This window comes from Serratia sp. 201 (genome assembly GCF_037027545.1).
GTDB lineage: Bacteria > Pseudomonadota > Gammaproteobacteria > Enterobacterales > Enterobacteriaceae > Serratia > Serratia bockelmannii.
The window spans coordinates 383243-400910 of sequence record NZ_JAXCHC010000002.1 but is presented as its reverse complement, the minus strand read 5'-3'; the positions used below and the strand labels follow the sequence as shown (position 1 = coordinate 400910).

The 17668-nt window shown below is 61.9% G+C and carries 18 protein-coding genes; 6 read left to right on the top strand and 12 right to left on the bottom strand.

Annotation, left to right across the window (positions count from 1 at the left end):
• Positions 1–23 precede the first annotated feature (23 nt).
• Positions 24–386 carry a hypothetical protein gene (locus tag WA302_RS10210; protein WP_060447956.1) on the bottom strand — a complete coding sequence of 121 codons (363 nt, stop codon included), beginning with the start codon at positions 384–386 and terminating at the stop codon, positions 24–26.
• 205 nt (positions 387–591) lie between these two features.
• On the opposite strand from WA302_RS10210, the gene flk reads away from it, so the two are divergent.
• The gene (gene flk, locus WA302_RS10205) at positions 592–1620 is read left to right on the top strand and encodes a flagella biosynthesis regulator Flk (protein WP_336063791.1); all 1029 of its coding nucleotides are present in this window, start codon (positions 592–594) and stop codon (positions 1618–1620) included.
• A gap of 4 nt (positions 1621–1624) precedes the next feature.
• Here the strand turns inward: flk and WA302_RS10200 are convergent, their stop codons facing one another.
• Positions 1625–2080 carry a rhodanese-like domain-containing protein gene (locus WA302_RS10200; protein WP_043140156.1) on the bottom strand — a complete coding sequence of 152 codons (456 nt, stop codon included), beginning with the start codon at positions 2078–2080 and terminating at the stop codon, positions 1625–1627.
• A 93-nt stretch (positions 2081–2173) separates the two neighbouring features.
• Here WA302_RS10200 and pdxR point away from each other — a divergent pair, with 93 nt between their 5' ends.
• Positions 2174–3607 carry a MocR-like pyridoxine biosynthesis transcription factor PdxR gene (pdxR, locus tag WA302_RS10195; protein ID WP_336063787.1) on the top strand — a complete coding sequence of 478 codons (1434 nt, stop codon included), beginning with the start codon at positions 2174–2176 and terminating at the stop codon, positions 3605–3607.
• A gap of 27 nt (positions 3608–3634) precedes the next feature.
• On the opposite strand, the gene WA302_RS10190 is transcribed toward pdxR, so the two are convergent.
• Positions 3635–4531, bottom strand: a complete 897-nt coding sequence (locus WA302_RS10190) for an endonuclease/exonuclease/phosphatase family protein (RefSeq protein WP_043140163.1) — start codon at positions 4529–4531, stop codon at positions 3635–3637.
• A 217-nt stretch (positions 4532–4748) separates the two neighbouring features.
• On the opposite strand from WA302_RS10190, the gene pepT reads away from it, so the two are divergent.
• The gene (pepT, locus tag WA302_RS10185; protein ID WP_336063784.1) at positions 4749–5996 is read left to right on the top strand and encodes a peptidase T; all 1248 of its coding nucleotides are present in this window, start codon (positions 4749–4751) and stop codon (positions 5994–5996) included.
• Here the strand turns inward: pepT and WA302_RS10180 are convergent.
• Positions 5993–7105, bottom strand: coding sequence for an SLC13 family permease (locus tag WA302_RS10180; RefSeq protein ID WP_043140170.1), 1113 nt, complete (start codon positions 7103–7105; stop codon positions 5993–5995). The genes pepT and WA302_RS10180 overlap by 4 nt on opposite strands.
• Positions 7106–7259: 154 nt before the next feature.
• Between WA302_RS10180 and apbE the strand changes: the two genes are divergently transcribed.
• Positions 7260–8291 carry an FAD:protein FMN transferase ApbE gene (gene apbE / locus WA302_RS10175; protein WP_043140173.1) on the top strand — a complete coding sequence of 344 codons (1032 nt, stop codon included), beginning with the start codon at positions 7260–7262 and terminating at the stop codon, positions 8289–8291.
• A 51-nt stretch (positions 8292–8342) separates the two neighbouring features.
• Here apbE and WA302_RS10170 read toward each other — a convergent pair whose 3' ends face one another.
• Positions 8343–8564, bottom strand: coding sequence for a hypothetical protein (locus WA302_RS10170; protein WP_004936201.1), 222 nt, complete (start codon positions 8562–8564; stop codon positions 8343–8345).
• Positions 8565–8776: 212 nt separating this feature from the next.
• Positions 8777–9997, bottom strand: a complete 1221-nt coding sequence (gene fabB, locus WA302_RS10165; protein WP_016926857.1) for a beta-ketoacyl-ACP synthase I — start codon at positions 9995–9997, stop codon at positions 8777–8779.
• A 170-nt stretch (positions 9998–10167) separates the two neighbouring features.
• Here fabB and mnmC point away from each other — a divergent pair, with 170 nt between their 5' ends.
• Positions 10168–12189, top strand: a complete 2022-nt coding sequence (gene mnmC / locus WA302_RS10160; RefSeq protein WP_043140276.1) for a bifunctional tRNA (5-methylaminomethyl-2-thiouridine)(34)-methyltransferase MnmD/FAD-dependent 5-carboxymethylaminomethyl-2-thiouridine(34) oxidoreductase MnmC — start codon at positions 10168–10170, stop codon at positions 12187–12189.
• Between the two features lie 41 nt (positions 12190–12230).
• Here mnmC and WA302_RS10155 read toward each other — a convergent pair whose 3' ends face one another.
• The 6 genes from WA302_RS10155 to prmB all read right to left on the bottom strand — a co-directional run bounded on the left by WA302_RS10155 (position 12231) and on the right by prmB (position 16909).
• Positions 12231–12512 carry a YfcL family protein gene (locus WA302_RS10155; RefSeq protein WP_016926855.1) on the bottom strand — a complete coding sequence of 94 codons (282 nt, stop codon included), beginning with the start codon at positions 12510–12512 and terminating at the stop codon, positions 12231–12233.
• 32 nt (positions 12513–12544) lie between these two features.
• Positions 12545–13102 carry an elongation factor P hydroxylase gene (locus WA302_RS10150; protein WP_043140178.1) on the bottom strand — a complete coding sequence of 186 codons (558 nt, stop codon included), beginning with the start codon at positions 13100–13102 and terminating at the stop codon, positions 12545–12547.
• An 80-nt stretch (positions 13103–13182) separates the two neighbouring features.
• Entirely contained in the window at positions 13183–13989 is an 807-nt protein-coding gene (locus tag WA302_RS10145; protein WP_025303718.1) for a sulfite exporter TauE/SafE family protein, read from the bottom strand.
• A gap of 3 nt (positions 13990–13992) precedes the next feature.
• A complete protein-coding gene (gene mepA / locus WA302_RS10140; protein WP_043140182.1) occupies positions 13993–14820 on the bottom strand; it encodes a penicillin-insensitive murein endopeptidase in 828 nt (275 codons plus the stop codon).
• 5 nt (positions 14821–14825) lie between these two features.
• Positions 14826–15911 (bottom strand): chorismate synthase, encoded by a 1086-nt coding sequence (gene aroC, locus WA302_RS10135; protein WP_004936219.1) that lies wholly within the window; start codon positions 15909–15911, stop codon positions 14826–14828.
• A 65-nt stretch (positions 15912–15976) separates the two neighbouring features.
• A complete protein-coding gene (prmB, locus tag WA302_RS10130) occupies positions 15977–16909 on the bottom strand; it encodes a 50S ribosomal protein L3 N(5)-glutamine methyltransferase (RefSeq protein ID WP_025160157.1) in 933 nt (310 codons plus the stop codon).
• Positions 16910–17079: 170 nt separating this feature from the next.
• Between prmB and smrB the strand changes: the two genes are divergently transcribed.
• On the top strand, positions 17080–17610 hold the full coding sequence (smrB, locus tag WA302_RS10125) for an endonuclease SmrB (protein WP_025303720.1): 531 nt from the start codon (positions 17080–17082) through the stop codon (positions 17608–17610).
• The last annotated feature ends 58 nt before the right edge of the window (positions 17611–17668 follow it).

Below are 17668 nucleotides of genomic sequence, written 5' to 3'. Positions count from 1 at the left end.
ACCGCGAAAAACGGGCGATTAACTCATTCACGGAAGACGCATAATCGAAGGTGCACCCTGAGGGTGGGCGGTGAGATGACGCGGGGAGGAGGAATGCGCAGGCGCGCGGCCATGGTCGGCGCCAACAGCGCCAGCAGCAGCCCCAGCCCGAACAGCACGGTTTCGAACATTACCGGCGGCGCGGCCAGCAATGATTTGGCGCTCAGTTCACAGGGCGTCGGCTGCGCTTCGGCGGCGGCATCACTGGACTGAACGGCGGTAGCGGCCGGGATCCCCAGCGTTTGCTGCAGCGCATGCAGGCCCGCCATGCGCTGGGTCATGCACGTCAGCACCACCAGGCAAGCCAGGCATAAAAACCATTTTGCAATCCGCTGCCGTTTAACCATGCCATCCTCATGTTCAGATCTGGGGTTATCTTAGCGGCGCAGACGCGATTAGCAACGTTTTGTCGGTAAAGAAATGTCTGAGCGGCGGTATTGATGGCGGCGAATTACAGGTATCATAGAGGGTAAGCCTGCGCTTTTCGCCGGGTACGATGACGATTCTCTCCTCCAGGCACACTGCGGGGATACACAGCGAAGGACTGGTGATATGCAACCTTTGAGTGGGCCGGGCACCCCAATCGCCGGCGAGCGCCCCCCTTCCCCGGGCAAAACGGCGGCCACTGACGATCAACCCCTCTCTCCGGCGCAGCGCACAACGCTGGAAAAACTGATCGTGAAAATCATGACGCTCAGCCCGGTAAAATCGGCGGAGATCTGGGCGTCTCTGCGTCACGATCTCGGCGCCGATAAAGGCGGCGAACTGCTGGCGCGCCATTTTCAACCGGCGGAACAGCTGCTGCAAACGCGCCTGACGCAGGCGCAGCAAAACCATGCCGGGCGCCAACTGCTGCAACAGCTGGCCGAGTTGCTGCCGCAGGGCAATAATCGCCAGGCGGTCAGTGACTTTATTCGTCAACGGTTCGGCCATACGGTGTTGAGCCAGTTAAGCCCACCACAGCTGCAGCAGGTGCTGAATCTGTTGCAGACCGGCGGCCTGACCATTCCCCAACCGCAGCAAACCGCCACCAGCGATCGCCCGCTGCTGCCCGCAGAGCATCAAAGCCTGCAGCAGCAGATCACCAAACTCAGTGCCGCCACCGGCGAAGCGCCGGCTAAAATCTGGCAAACGCTGTTCGATCTGGCGGGTGTGAAAACCAACGATCCGCTGCCGGCGCGCCACTTCCAGCTGCTGAACCAGTTTTTACAGGTGAAAGTGGCGCTCAGCCCGCAGAGCGCACCGACGCTGAACAACCTGCTGGCGGCGCTCAAACAGCCGGCGGACGAGCAAGAACTGCAGCAGATGAACGACTATTGCCAGGCGCGCTTCAACTGCGGCGCCAATGCGCCGCTGACGCACCCGCAAATGAGCGACGCCATTCATCAACTGTTTGCCCGCCGTCTGGAGAAGGCCGGCCAGGCGCAGCCGATCGCCAGCCACCCTGTCGAGCCACAGCCGCTGCTCAACCCGCTGATCGCCGCCCTGCCTCTGCCACTGCAAAAAGCGCTCAGCAAGCCGGCCGTGGCGCTGATCCTGCTGCTGTTGGTGCTGGCCGTGGTGCTGGCGCTGGTATTTTAACGCCTCAGGCGCAGCCGCAGTCCGCAACAGCCGCCCGATCGCGCAGCGATCCCGGCTGTTCGCCGATGGCCAACGGATGGCCGTCGCGCAGCCAGAAATCCAGCCCGCCAATCAACTCCTTCACCCTGAACCCCAACGTCGCCAGCTTGTAGGCGCCTTTGGTGGAACCGTTGCAGCCAATGCCGTCGCAGTAGGTCACATACACCTTTTGGCGATCCAGGTGCGCCGTGCCGGCTTCATCCATCAGGCGATGCGGCAAGCTGAACGCGCCGGGGATATGCCCGGCGGCGTACAGCGCCTCCGCACGGGTATCGATCACCACCATTCCGTCCACGCCATTGCGCAAATCTTCCGCCACGTCCCAGGCATCCGCATAGCGGCTCAGTTTGGCCGCCAGATAGGCCAGGCTCTCTTCCGGCGCCGCTGGCGGAAAAGCCAGCACCAAGGATTCTTTCGGCATATCACTCACTCCCGTTGATCAAGACAGATGACAATAGTGCCCGATTTTGGTCTTATGATTGATACCCATTTTTTACTCATGATAAGACCCATTATGCGGCACACGCTGATCACGCTGTTTCAGCAATCGCCTCACGCCGCCGGCACGCTGCGCGATCGTCTGTGTGCGGCATTGCGGCAGGCCATCCACCACGGCGCATTGAGCGTTGGGCAACGGCTGCCCTCCAGCCGAGTGCTGGCTGGGGATCTGAACCTCTCAAGGGTGACCGTCGAAGCAGCGTACGGCCAGTTGGAGGCGGAGGGGTATTTGCAGCGCCGCGTCGGCCAGGGCACATTTGTGGCGATCCGTATCGCCAAGTCGCCACCACCGGCGACCGGCTCCGGCATGCCACGTCTTTCACAGCGCGGCCAACAGATCGTGCAAACCGGCGGCTGCCGCGATCCGCAGTATCCTCAGGCCTTCGCTGCCGGCTCGCCGGACCTGCGCGCGTTTCCGCTGGCCTTATGGAAGCAGCTGACCGCGCAGCGCCTGCGGCTACAGGGAGAAAGCCTGCTGCGCTACGGCGACCCGCAGGGCTATTTGCCGCTGCGTGAAGCGATTGCCGCCCACGTCAACCAAACGCGCGGCGTAATCTGCGATGCAAACCAGGTTATCTTGCTGACCAGTTCGCAGCAGGCGCTGCAACTGATTGCCACGTTACTGCTGGACAGCGGCGACAGCGTCTGGATGGAAGAGCCGGGTTACGCCGGGGCGAGAAACGCCTTTATCAGCGCCGGCGCCGCGCTGACGCCGGTAGCGGTAGACGCCGACGGCCTGCAAGCAGAACCTTCCTTGCCCGATCCGCGTTTGATTTATCTGACGCCCTCGCACCAATACCCGACCGGCGCTGCGCTCAGCCTGGCGCGCCGGTTAGCGTTGCTGGCGCAGGCGGAGCGGCAACAGGCCTGGATCATTGAGGACGATTACGACAGCGAATTTCACTACGACGGGCTGCCGATTCCGGCGATGCAAGGCTTGGATCGCCATGGCCGGGTGCTCTATCTCGGCACCTTCTCCAAATCGTTGTTCCCTTCGCTGCGGCTGGCGTACCTGATCGTGCCACCCGCGCTGGTCGCTCCCTTCGTCACCGCGCGCACGGTCTATGACGGCCACAGCGCGCAATTGATGCAGGCGGTGACCGCCGAGTTCATCCGCCAGGGGCACTTCGCCGCGCATATTCGCTACATGCGCCAGCTCTACCACAGCCGGCGCGATGTGCTGCTGACGGAAGTGCGCGAAAAGCTGAGCCACTTCGCCACGGCCGCTCCCGCCGCCGGCGGCCTGCAGCTCAGCGTTTGGCTACCGCCCGGCCGGGAGGCGGCGCTCAGCCGGCAGGCGTGGCGGCTCGGCGTCCTTACGCCCGGGTTAACGGCGCAATACCAAACGGTTCAGGCCCAGCGCGATGGCTGGCTGCTGGGTTTTTCGGCTCTGACGCCGGGCGAGATCCGCAGCGCCGTCGAGCGGCTGGCGCGGATCGTTGTGGCTTAGCCCTGCCCTGGAAAGACGCCGGCCGGCTTATTGCTCGGTCAGGCGCATCTCCGCCACCAGCGGCAGGTGATCGCTCACCGCCGGCCAGTGCACGCCATTCCAATCGCCGCTGGCGTTCGGCACCGTCAGGCTGTCCAGATGCCAACGCTGCGCATTGCCGCTAAAGATGTAATCCACCTTGATCTCGGCGTTTTCCGCCGGCCAGCTGCGGCCGTCCTGCCCGTTAGGCATGATGTCGTTCCAATAGCGGCTCAGCTCCAGCCAGGTGACGCTGCCCGGCACGTCGTTCATGTCGCCGAACAGCAGTTTGATGCCGCGCACTTCGATGGTGCGATCGTTCAGCTCCCGCACCTGATCCAGACGCATCGTCGGATCTTCCTTGGTATCGAGGTGGGTGTTGAACAGGGTGATCGGCGTCGGGAACTCCGGCACATCGACCTTGGCGCTGAAGGCGATGCGCTGCTCGCGCTGGCCGGACGGCAACGGATAGATCACGGCGTCGTGCAGCGGATACTTCGAGAGAAACGCCAGTCCGTATTCACCGCCGTCGAAATCGATCGCCCGGCCGAACACCGCCTGCATGCCGGTCAGCTTCGCCAGTTCCGCCGCCTGATCGACCCGCCCGCTGCGGGCGGTGAGTTTATCCACCTCCTGCAGCGCCACCACGTCGACGTTCATCGCGCGAATCGCCTTGGCGATGGCGGTCATGTCGCTGACCTTGCCGGCGGCGATATTGAAGCTGGCGACGCGGATCTTCGGCGCCTGCTCCAGCTCGTAGGTTTTGTTTTTCAGGCCGCCCAGCGCGCTGGCCACTTCGCGGCTGTTGGCGTTGCTGTTGGCATGCCCGGTATCGGCAGACGCCCAGGCGCTGTGAGAAAGGCCAAGGGACAATAAGGTGATAAGCAGAGCGTGACCGGTGTGCATGAATTCTCCTTGAGGGACAGATAAGTGTTATGCGGGCGCTTCCCGGCCCACAGCTAACACCGATTTTGCCGCAGAAACCTGCGACGATTTCCTAGTTTCACCGCTATTTTTCGTTTCTGCGCGATGCTTCGCATTCTGGCGGTTTACGCATTGCATCGTTGGACAAACGGCTGATTTCGTTTTAAAACCGGTAGATTGCCAACCGCGAGGAGTTCCGATGACCAGCCCGATTGCCGAACAGCTCACCGAACGTTTCTTCCGCTACCTGGCGGTCACCAGCCAGAGCGACGCCGCCGCAACCACCCTGCCCAGCACGCCGGGGCAGCATGAGATGGCGCAACTGCTGGCGGAAGAGCTGCGCCGGCTCGGCCTGGCCGAGGTGCAGATAGACGAACACGCCACCGTCACCGCCCGCAAGCCCGGCACCCAACCCGGCGCGCCGCGCATCGGCTTTATCACCCATATCGACACCGTGGACGTCGGCCTGTCGCCCGAGATTCGCCCGCAGCGCCTGCGCTTCACCGGCGGAGATTTATGTCTGAACGCCGAGCAAGACATCTGGCTGCGCACCGCCGAGCACCCGGAGATCCTGCCCTACCGCAACGAAGAGATCCTGTTCAGCGACGGCACCAGCGTGCTGGGTGCCGACAACAAGGCGGCGGTCACCGTGGTGATGACGCTGCTGGCCAACCTGACCGCGGCCGATCGCCACGGCGATATCGTGGTGGCGTTCGTACCGGACGAAGAAATCGGCCTGCGCGGCGCCAAGGCGCTGGATCTGCAGCGTTTCCCCGTCGATTTCGCCTACACCATCGACTGCTGCGAACTGGGTGAAGTGGTGTACGAGAATTTCAACGCGGCAGCGGCGGAGATCCGCATCGAGGGAGTGACCGCCCACCCGATGTCAGCGAAAAACGTATTAATCAACCCGATACGCATCGCCAACGACATCATTAACCGATTCGATGTACTGGATACCCCGGAGCACACCGAAGGGCGCGAGGGCTATTTCTGGTTCACCGATCTGGCCGCCAACGCCAATCAGGCGACGCTGAAGGTGTCGATTCGCGACTTCGATCGCGCGGCGTTCGAGGCACGCAAGGCCCGCCTTGAGGAGACGGTGCGCCAGGTGGCGGCCAACTATCCGCGCGCCAACGTTAGCTGCAACGTCAGCGACATCTACAGCAACATCAGCAATGCCATCGGCGAAGATCGACGCGCTATCGATCTGATCTTCGGCGCCCTTGCCGCCCACGGCATCCCGCCGAAGGTGATCCCAATGCGCGGCGGCACCGACGGCGCGGCGCTCTCCAGCCGCGGTATCCTGACGCCCAATTACTTCACCGGCGCGCATAACTTCCACTCGCGCTTCGAGTTTTTACCCGTCAGCGCCTTCGTGAAATCCTATCAGGTGACCCGCAGCATTTGCCTGCTGGCCACGCGGCAAAGCGGCCAACCGGCTTAGCTCATCACCCAGCCGAGCAACGCGGCCCATACCAACAGCGGCAGCGAATAATAGTGGAAGCGCAACCAGATCTTGCGCTCCCCCGCCATGCGCAGCGCAATCAGGTTGGCGAGCGATCCGATCGCCAACCCGAAGCCGCCGGCGTTGACCGCATAGGCCAGTTGAGCGCTGGAGGGCACATAGTTGAGCAACAGTATGGTGGCCGGCACGTTGCTGACGATCTGCGACAGCCCGACGCCCAACGCATACACGCTCCCCTCGCTCAGCCCGGCGATGGCGGCGAACGCCGGCTGAAGCGGCGGCAAGCGGGTAAACAGGCCGACATCGATGAACATGGCGGTGAACACGAAAATCAGACTCCAGTCGATCTGCAACAGCACTCGGCGCGCCAGCAGCAAGAAACCGGCGAACACCGCCAGCAGCCCGTACAACGGCAGATCGAAATCGAGACACAGCAGGAAAACCACATACAGCCCTACACAGCTCAGCAACAGCGGCCGCTGGTAGGGATACCCCTCGGTATTCGGCGTTTTCACGATGTCGCGCGCCGGGAAGCTGAACCAGGTCAGCGCCAGCAGGCTCAACATCATTGCGGCGCCAAACGGCGCCATCTGGCCGATAAAATCGAGGAAAGAGAGGCCGGATCGGCTCCACAGCAGGATATTTTGCGGGTTGCCGATCGGCGTCAGCAACGAACCGGCGTTCACCGCCAGCGCCTGGAAGATGATCAAGCGGCCAACCGGCAGCGCCGACAGCTTTTTTAGCGTGATGGTGAGCGGAATGACGATAAACAGCGCCACATCGTTGGTCAGAAACGACGACAGCAGCGCGGCTGAAAACACCAGGAACAGCGCCAGCCGTCGTTCGCTGTGCAACCGGTTGATAATCTTACGGCCAACGAAGTCAAAGTAGCCGCTGACCTCAACGCCTTTGGTCAGCAGCATCAGCCCCAGCAGGGTGATGAGAGTGCGGCCGTCGATAAAGCCGCCCAACGCCGCCAATGGCTGCGGATGAAAGACGAACATCGCCACGCCGGCCAGCAGCAATACATGCAAGAAGCGATCTTTGACAAAGGGATGGATAATCCGGGAAATGGCGGTTGCACTCATGGTGGCAGCTTGAAACCTCAGCGAAAAGCATGAGCGAGACGTTAGCTCAGGCGCAGCCGCAACGCCAGCAAAATGCTATTTTACCTTTATCCGCTTTCCATTTGCCGCGCTTTACTTTATTTGTAGCGGCTTTCTCGTTTTCAAAGGACATGTTATGGCTTCCCTGTTCGCCAAAGGGGCGTTGCTCAGCGCCTTATGCGCCCTGCTCGCCGCCTGCGACGATGCCGCCTCTCGCCCGCAAATCGATATCGACGGCAAGACCATGGGCACCTTCTACAGCGTTAAGGTCAGCGGTGACGTCGCGATCGGCAAACAAGAGTTGCAGCGGCAGATCGACACGGTGCTCGAACAGGCCAACGACGACATCTCTACCTACCGCGCCGATTCGGTGCTGTCGCGGTTTAACCGCAGCGCCAACCTCGAGCCGCAGCCTATCCCGCGCGGCATGGCGGACATCGTGTTGATGGCCCAGCGTATCGGCCGCGATACCGGCGGCGCCATGGACATCACCGTCGGCCCGCTGGTGAACCTGTGGGGGTTCGGCCCAGACAAGCATCCGGTCAAGGTGCCGGAACAGGCGCAGATCGACGCGGCGAAGCAGAACATCGGCCTGCAACACCTGAAGCTGATCAGCGACAGTCGCGGGGAGTGGCTGCAAAAAGATCTGCCGGGCATGTATGTCGATCTCTCGACGCTGGGCGAAGGCTATGGCGCGGATGAGTTGGTGCGCCTGATGAACCGTCACGGCATTACCAACTACCTGGTATCGGTCGGTGGCGCGGTCTCTTCACGCGGCGTCAACGGCCAGGGCAAACCCTGGCGGGTAGCGATCCAAAAGCCGACCGATCGTGAAAATGCGGTGCAGGCGCTGGTGGATCTACACGGTTACGGCATCAGCACCGCCGGCAGCTACCGCAACTACTTTGAACAAAACGGCCAGCGCTACTCCCATGTCATCGATCCGACCACCGGCAGGCCGATCAACCACCGGCTGGTTTCCGCCACGGTGATCGCCCCCACTGCGCTCGAGGCCGACGGCTGGGATACCGGCCTGATGGTGCTGGGCCCGGAGAAAGCGTTGCAGCTCGCAGAAGAGAAAGGGCTGGCGGTCTACCTGATCAGCAAAACCGACGACGGTTTCAGCGCCGTGATGACGCCGCAATTCAAAGCGTTTTTGGTGCAGTGAGATAAAAAAGCCCGGCGCGCAATGGCCGGGCTTATTCCTGTTCCGCGCCGATCACTTGGTCAGCGCGATGATACCGAGGGTCAGACCGGCAACCGCCGCCGCGCCGCCGGCGATCGCACCCGCGGTTTCCCAGTTATCCTGAGTGGTGCCCTTCATACAGGTGTTGGTGTGCACCAGACGCCCCTGGTCATCGTAGACCGGCACGCAGGGAGAATCGGTGGCGCATCCGGCCAACACGGCCGACAGTAACCCAACCGCAATTAACTTTTTCATACTTCTTGCCTCAATGTTCGATCACTTTAGAAAGCTACGCCGAGCGATAATCACGCTACCTGGCTATTGTATGCCCAACGCGTGTAATGGCGAGGTAATGATGTGTCAGGGGATGTGATTTGGGAAAACTCCGAGCGCTCGCCCGGCGGGCTTTGGGCAGTAAAAAGCCCGCGAAAACGCGGGCTTGATAGCGAAGTGACGCTCCGGCGGAATTATTTCGCCAGTTTGCGCATCACCAGGGTGGCGTTGGTGCCGCCGAAACCGAAGCTGTTGGACATCACGGTGGTCAGCTCGCGCTGAGTCGGCTGGGTCACGATGTTCATGCCGGCCGCCTGCTCATCCAGGGTTTCGATGTTAATGCTCGGCGCGATAAAGCCGTGCTCCAGCATCAGCAGGCTGTAAATCGCTTCCTGCACGCCCGCGGCGCCCAGCGAGTGACCGGTCATCGCCTTGGTGGAGGAGATGGCCGGGGTATTGTCACCGAACACTTCACGAATAGCGCCCAGCTCTTTCACGTCGCCTACCGGCGTAGAGGTGCCGTGCACGTTGATGTAGTCGATCGGCGCATCCAGATCCTGCATCGCCATCTTCATGCAGCGCACTGCGCCTTCGCCCGAAGGGGCAACCATGTCGGCGCCGTCGGAAGTCGCGCCGTAGCCAACGATTTCTGCGTAGATGTGCGCGCCGCGCGCCAGCGCGTGCTCCAGTTCTTCAACCACCACCATGCCGCCGCCGCCGGCGATGACGAAACCGTCACGATCGGCGTCGTAGGTGCGGGACGCTTTTTCCGGCGTGTCGTTGTATTTGGTGGACAGCGCGCCCATCGCGTCGAACTCACAGGCCATTTCCCAGCACAGCTCTTCGCCGCCGCCAGCGAACACGATGTCCTGTTTGCCCAGTTGGATTTGCTCAACCGCGTTGCCGATGCAGTGCGCGGAGGTCGCGCAAGCGGAGCTGATGGAGTAGTTTACGCCGTGGATTTTGAACGGCGTTGCCAGGCAGGCGGAAACGCCGGAAGCCATGGCTTTGGTCACCACGTACGGGCCAACCGCTTTCAGGCCGCGCGGGCTGCGCATCGCATCGGCGCCGAACACCTGGAAGCGCGGAGAACCGCCGCCGGAACCGGCAATCAGGCCTACGCGCGGATTGTTTTGATACTCTTCTTCCTTCAGGCCGGAAGACGCGATCGCTTCTTGCATCGCCAGGAAGGCATAAATGGAAGCATCGCTCATGAAACGCACTGCCTTGCGGTCGATCAGGCCGGTCGTGTCGAGCTTAACTTGCCCCCATACGTGACTACGCATGCCGGAATCTTTCAGCTCCTGGGAGAAAGTGATCCCAGAACGTCCTTCCTGCAGGCTTGCCAGGACCTCCTGCTGGTTATTACCAATGCTGGAGACAACTCCCAGGCCAGTAATCACTGCACGTTTCATTCAATACCTCTTCCACTATTTACCTACGGGATTTTGCATCGCACTTTAGCGTACAGATGTAAGCCGAACAAGTCCGATCAGCGTTTTTCAGCTTTATTGTTGTCCAGTTTGCGCCGGGGCGCCAGCGCCGTTAGAATTCGCGGCATCCCTTGAATTTCGAGCCATTGACCGTGAACCACGCCCCCATCCAAACCGCAACGCTAACCTGGAACGAACAGGGTACACCTGTTTCGAAACAGTTTGATGACGTCTATTTTTCCAATCAGGATGGGCTGGAAGAAACCCGCTACGTCTTCCTGCACGGCAATCGGATGCCGCAACGTTTCGCCACCCACCCGCGTCCGTTGTTGGTGGTGGCGGAAACCGGGTTCGGCACCGGGCTCAATTTCCTCACGCTGTGGCAGGCCTTCGCCGGCTTCCGCCAGGCCGAGCCGGACGCCGCGCTGCAACGCCTGCACTTTATCAGCTTCGAAAAATTCCCCCTGCAGCAGGCTGACCTGGCGGCGGCGCATGCGCGCTGGCCGGAGCTGGCGCCTTATGCCGACGAGCTGCGCGCCCAATGGCCGCTGCCGCTACCGGGCTGCCATCGTCTGCTGCTGGCCGAAGGCCGCATTACGCTCGATCTGTGGTTCGGCGACGTCAACGATCTGCTGCCGCAGTTTGACGCCAGCATGAATAACCAGGTGGATGCCTGGTTCCTCGACGGTTTTGCGCCGGCAAAAAATCCCGACATGTGGACCGAGCAACTGTTCGCCGCCATGGCGCGTTTCGCCCGGCCGGGAGGCAGCTTCGCCACCTTTACCGCCGCTGGCTTTGTGCGCCGCGGCTTGCAACAGGCCGGTTTTCAGGTCAACCGCTGCAAAGGCTTCGGCCAAAAGCGTGAGATGCTCGCCGGCGAGCTCCCGGCCGATGCGCAGCCCACCCCTCATCCAGCGCCCTGGTATCGGCGCCCGGCGGCGGACAACACCGCCGATATCGCCCTGATCGGCGGCGGCGTCGCCAGCGCGCTCACCGCGCTGGCCTTGCTGCGGCGCGGCGCCACCGTCACGCTGTACTGCGCCGATGAGCAGGCGGCGGAGGGGGCATCCGGCAATCGCCAGGGGGCGATTTATCCGTTGCTGAACGGCAGCGGCGACGCGCTGGAGAGCTTCTTCAGCGCCGCGTTTCCCTTCGCCCGCCGCCAGTACGACGCGCTGTTGCAACAAGGCGTCGCCTTTGATCATCAGTGGTGCGGCGTCAGCCAGTTGGCCTATGACGACAAGAGCGGCGCTAAGATCGCCAATATGCTGAAAACCGACTGGCCGCAGGCCTTGGCGATGGCGGCCGACCGCGAGACGCTCAGCGGACTGTGCGGCGTCGATACCGGCTTTGGCGGCATCACCTACCCCCAAGGCGGTTGGCTCTGTCCGGCCGAGCTGACGCGCGGCGTTCTCGCGCTGGCGCAGCGCCAGGGCTTGGTCTGCCACTACCGGCACGATGCACAGAGGCTGAAGCAGGAAGAAAACGGCTGGCGCATCGACTTCGCCCACGGCGAAAGCCGCAGCCATGCGACGGTGATCCTGGCCAATGGCCATCGGCTGGCCGAACTGGCGCCGACGGAAGCCCTGCCGCTGTATTCGGTACGCGGACAGGTGTCGCATATCCCAAGCTCGCCGGCCCTCGGTCAATTGAAACAGGTCTTGTGTTACGACGGCTACCTGACGCCGGTTAATGCCAACAACGGCCACCACTGCATTGGCGCCAGCTACCAGCGCGGCGACATCACCACCGACTACCGCGAGCAGGAGCAACAGGAAAACCGTGAACGCCTGCTGCGCTGCCTGCCGGAGCAGGCCTGGCCGCAGCAGGTGGACGTCAGCGCTCATCAGGCGCGCTGCGGCGTGCGCAGCGCCACCCGCGATCATTTACCGATGGTCGGCGCGCTGCCGGACTATCAGGCCACGTTGACGCAGTATCAGGATTTGCAACGGCAGAACCAGCGCGGCGAAACCGTCGCCGATGCGCCGGTCTATCCCGGCCTGTTCGCTATCGGTGGGTTGGGATCGCGCGGGCTGTGTTCGGCGCCGCTGGCGGCGGAAATTCTGGCGGCGCAGCTGTTCGGCGAACCGTTACCGGGCGACGCGCGCCTGCTGGCGGCGTTGAATCCGAATCGAATGTGGGTGCGAAAGTTACTGAAAGGACGTGCGGTTTAATTCATGGATGAGGGGCGCGGCGGCGCGCCCCGGCATGGCGGTCAGGCGGCAGGGGTGGCAGCCTGATAGAGGTTTTCCCACATGCCGCGCACCAAAATCTGATCCGGCGGCGAGAGTTCCCCAGCGGCGATCGCCTTGTGCAGGCTCTCTTCCACCCGCGCTTTCAGCGCTTCGGCAGTATGCTCGCCCTGTTCTTCCGCTTCGGCCACCGCCAGCGTCAGATGACCGCGCAGGTAGCCACCGGCAAACAGTTCATCATCGCTGGCGTGCTCTACCATGTCATCAATCAGCGCCAAAATGCGCGCTTCAAATTCTGCGATCATCAAATTTCCTCATTAAATAACGGGCTGTGGCGTCAGTTGAGATCTTCCGGATACGGAAAATGCTCGGCCGCCAGCGGTGGCGTATTGTAGAACGATTGCAACGCCTGAATAAAGCGCGCAGGCCGTGTGGGTATTCCCTGCTCCAGTAGCATCAATACCCGGGCGCGCACCTTGCGCTGGAACGCGATGCGATCCGGCTCGCAGTCGCCGTTCAGGTTGTCGCAGCTGACGTTGAACGGGAAACCGGCCGCCACGCAGAACATCCATTCCAGCGCCTGCGGTTTGATCTCCACCGCTTCGAATTCACTCTGGGTTTGCGCGTCGCGCCCGTCCGGGCAATACCAGTAACCGAAGTCCACCAGTTGGCGGCGCGCTTCACCGGCGATGCACCAGTGCGAGATTTCATGCAGGCCGCTGGCGTAGAAGCCGTGGGCGAACACGATGCGGTGATACGGCAATTCGTCGTCGGCCGGCAGGTAGATAGGTTCGTCGTCGCCCTTCACCAGGCGGGTGTTGTAGTCATCGCTGAAGCACCGATTGAAGATCTCGATCAACTGCTCATAGTGATGGCGGGTCTGCATGTCTGACATAAAAACTCTATAACCACAAAAATAAAGAGGCCATTATACCCGATAAGACAGGGCGCGTAAGCAACGCCCCCTCTTCATCTTTAACCGTGCACCAAGGCGGTCAACCACTGCTGAATTTCCGCGCCGTGATTGTCGTACAGCAGCTTGAGGCTCATCACCAGCGAGACGATCACGATCATCGGCCGAATCAATTTCTGGCCGCGGGTCAGCACCATGTGCGCGCCCAAACGCGCCCCCAGCACCTGCCCCACCAACATCACCAGACCAATGCTCCACACCACCTTGCCGCCGATGATGAACAGCGCCAGCCCGCCGACGTTGGAGGTAAAGTTCAGCACCTTAGCGTGCGCCGTGGACTTGGCGAGGTTGAAACCGCACAGCGTCACGTAGGCCAGCGCGTAGAATGACCCGGCGCCGGGGCCGAAGAAACCGTCGTAAAACCCGACGCAACCGCCGGCCACCAGCCCGAACGGCAAGGCCCCGAGACGGCGTTGACGATCTTCCTCACCCAGTCGCGGCATCAACAAGAAATAGAGACCGATGCCGATCACCAGCAGCGGCAACATCTGCCGCAGCAAATCGGCGCGCATATGCTGCACCAAAATGGCGCCGGCGATCGAGCCGATCAGCGTCAGAAAAATCGTCAGCTTCTGGTCGTTGAGGTTCACCGCTCGCCGACGAATGAAGTACAGACTGGCGGAAAAGGAGCCGCCGACCGACTGCAGCTTATTGGTCGCCAGCGCCTGCGCCGGAGGAACCCCCACCGCCAGCAGGGCCGGCACCGTCAGTAATCCGCCGCCGCCGGCGATGGAGTCGATAAACCCCGCCAGCAGCGCTACCGCAAACAACACCCCGAGCATTTCGGGGCCAATGACGAACCAGTCCATGTGTTATTCCGCTGAGAAATGGTGATCCAGCAATGCCTGACAGGTCGGCGGTAACGGCGGCGGCACGGGTTTGCCCGGCTTCGCGTTCGGCTGATGCGGCACGAACCAGCTCGCCAGTTCGGCGCCGCAGCCGTCGCCCGGCGGCGGCGTATCCTGCTCCTGGCACTCCAGGCTGCCGGCCGGACAACGCAGACGCACGTGCATGTGCGCACGGTGGCCGAACCACGGCCGCACCTTGTGCAGCCAGGCGCGATCGGCGCCGGCGTCCAGGCACAGACGCTGCTTGATCGCCGGGTTGACGAAGATGCGCGTCACGTCCGCGTCCTGCGCCGCCAGTTTGATCAGCGACTCAATTTGCGGCTGCCATTGGCTCGCCACCACCTGCTTGCCATCCCCTGACACCAGGTCGATCGGCTGCGGTTTGAGCAATTGCTGCGCGCTCCAGCGTTGGCGCGGCAACTGCAGCCAGATGTCAACGTCGAGCCCCGACTGGTGGCTGGCGTGGCCGCTGCTGAAGCGCCCACCGGCCGGCATCGCCATGTCGCCGATCAGCACCGTGCCCAGTGCTTTCTGGTTCGCTTGGCTGCTGAGGCGCTGTATGAACGCCAGCAGATCCGGATGGCCGAAATAGCGGCGCTGGTCGGTACGCATCACCTGGTAGTCCGGTGAATTCAGCGGCAACGGCTGCGCGCCGATGACGCAGCCGTTGGCGAAACCGCCCACCGCCTGCGGCGCACCGGCCACCGGATGGTCGATTTTCTGCCACGGCGTCAGCGCCATGGCGGAAGCGGAGGCCGTCAAGGCCACCAGGCCCAACATCCAGTTTTTCATGGCGATTACCAGCGAGGTACGTCGGAAACCACATCACCGTTTTGCGCACGCTGGCGCAGCAGGTGATCCATCAACACGATTGCCATCATCGCTTCGGCGATCGGCACGGCGCGGATGCCCACGCACGGATCGTGGCGACCGCGTGTCACCATTTCCACCGCTTCGCCCTGGCGATTGATGGTGCGGCCCGGTACCATGATGCTGGAGGTCGGCTTCAGCGCCAGATGCGCGATCACCGGTTGGCCGCTGCTGATGCCGCCGAGAATGCCGCCGGCATGGTTGCTTTGGAAGCCTTCCGGGGTGATTTCATCGCGGTTTTCGCTGCCGCGTTTGGTCACGACAGCAAATCCGTCACCGATCTCCACGCCTTTCACCGCGTTGATGCTCATCAGCGCGTGCGCCAGATCGGCGTCGAGGCGATCAAACACCGGCTCGCCCAGGCCAACCGGCACGTTCTCCGCAATCACGCTGACCTTGGCGCCAATGGAGTCGCCCTCTTTTTTCAGCGCGCGCATCAGTTCGTCCAGCGCTTCCAGCTTGTCCGGATCCGGGCAGAAGAACGGGTTCTGTTCGACCTGATCCCAGTCTTTCAGCTCACAGGTCACGTCGCCGATCTGCGCCAGATAGCCGCGCACCTGCACGCCGAACTTCTGCTGCAGGTATTTCTTGGCGATGGCGCCCGCCGCAACGCGCATGGCGGTTTCGCGCGCCGAAGAGCGGCCACCGCCGCGATAGTCGCGCAGACCGTATTTCTGTTCGTAGGTGTAGTCGGCATGCCCCGGACGGAACACGTCTTTGATGGCGCTGTAGTCTTGCGAGCGCTGATCGGTGTTTTCAATGATCAGACCGATGCTGGTACCGGTGGTCACGCCTTCGAATACGCCGGAGAGAATGCGCACCTGATCCGGTTCGCGACGCTGGGTGGTGTAACGCGAGGTGCCCGGACGACGACGATCCAGATCGTGTTGCAAATCGGCTTCGGTGAGCGGAATGCCGGGCGGTACGCCATCGACGATACAACCCAGCGCCACCCCGTGAGATTCACCGAAGGTGGTGACGCGGAAAATCTGCCCAATACTGTTTCCTGCCATCACGGCTCCTTACCGTTAGTCTTTTATCGTTATGAGGCCCGCCGTGCGGGCCCTGGAAATGCGGTTTAGCTGCGATAGAGGCTGAAGTGATCCTTGCAATCCACCAGCTGCTGTTTGGTCAGCATGAACACGCCGTCGCCGCCATTTTCGAATTCCAGCCAGGTGAACGGGATGTCCGGATATTGTTCCATCAGATGTACCATGCTGTTGCCCACTTCACAAATCAGCACGCCGTCGTCGGTCAGGTAGTCCGGCGCGCAGGCCAGGATGCGGCGCACCAGCTTCAGGCCGTCGCTGCCCGCCGCCAGGCCCAGTTCCGGCTCAAAGCGGAACTCCTGCGGCAGATCGGACATGTCTTCCGCATCGACGTACGGCGGGTTGGTGACGATCAGATCGTACTGGATCGCGGGAACGTCGCGGAACAGATCGGAACGGATCGGGATCACCTGATGTTCGACGCCGTGCGCCTGAATATTGCGCTCGGTCACCGCCAGCACTTCGCTGGAGATGTCCACCGCATCCACTTCCGCTTCCGGGAAAGCGTAGCCACAGGCGATGGCGATGCAGCCGCTGCCGGTGCACATGTCGAGAATATGGCGTGGCGGGTGCGGGATCAGCGCGCTGAAACGATCGTTGATCAGCTCACCGATCGGCGAGCGCGGCACCAACACGCGTTCGTCGACGTAGAATTCCATGCCGCAGAACCAGGCCTTGTTGGTCAGGTAAGCGACCGGGATGCGTTCGTTGACGCGGCGGATCACGCGCTCAACGATGCGATGGCGCTCGCTGGAGGTCAGACGGGCGGTGTGCATGTCCTCCGGAATGTCCAACGGCAGGAACAGGCTTGGCAGCACCAATTGCACCGCTTCGTCCCACGGATTGTCGGTTCCGTGACCATAATAGATATTGGCGGCGTTGAAGCGGCTTACCGTCCAGCGCAGCATATCTTGAATGGTGTGCAGTTCGTTCACTGCTTCGTCGACGAAAATTTTGTCCAATTTGCCCTCCGGCAGGCGCTGTGTTTCATGATTTAGCCGCATAGTTTGCCATGAAGCCCGCGACAAATCACGCGCGCCCCTCGCGCTTTTCACTCTGGCCCGAGTTTTGCGTCGACAGCGCTCATTCACAAGGTAAACTAGCGAAATAAACGATTTCCGGTGAATGAAGCATGAAGAACAAGCCCCCTCTGAGCAAAGACGAACAACAGCTCTTCAGAGAGTCGGTGGCGGGCGCAAAAAAGCTGCGCCAGGACACCATCGTCCACCGCCCGCCGAAGCTCAAGGTCAAACAGGTTGCGCCGCAGCGGCTGCTGCAGGAGCAGGTCGATGCCAGCTATTATTTTTCAGATGAATATCAGCCGCAGCTGGAAGAGGAAGGCCCGACGCGCTACGTGCGCCCCGGCAGCAGCCCGTATGAGCTGAAGAAGCTGCGACGCGGCGATTATTCGCCGGAGCTGTTTCTCGATTTGCACGGCCTGACCCAGCTGCAGGCCAAGCAGGAGCTGGGGGCGTTGATCGCCGCCTGCAAACGCGAGCACGTGCACTGCGCCTGCGTGATGCACGGGCACGGCAAACACATTCTCAAACAGCAAACGCCGCTGTGGCTTGCGCAGCATCCCGACGTGCTGGCGTTCCATCAGGCGCCGAAGGAATGGGGCGGCAACGCCGCCGTCCTGCTGTTGGTGGAGCTGGCAGAATAGCCCCCCGCAGAAACGACTCAGGGCGATGTCAGACATCGCCCTGAGTTTATTCCGCACC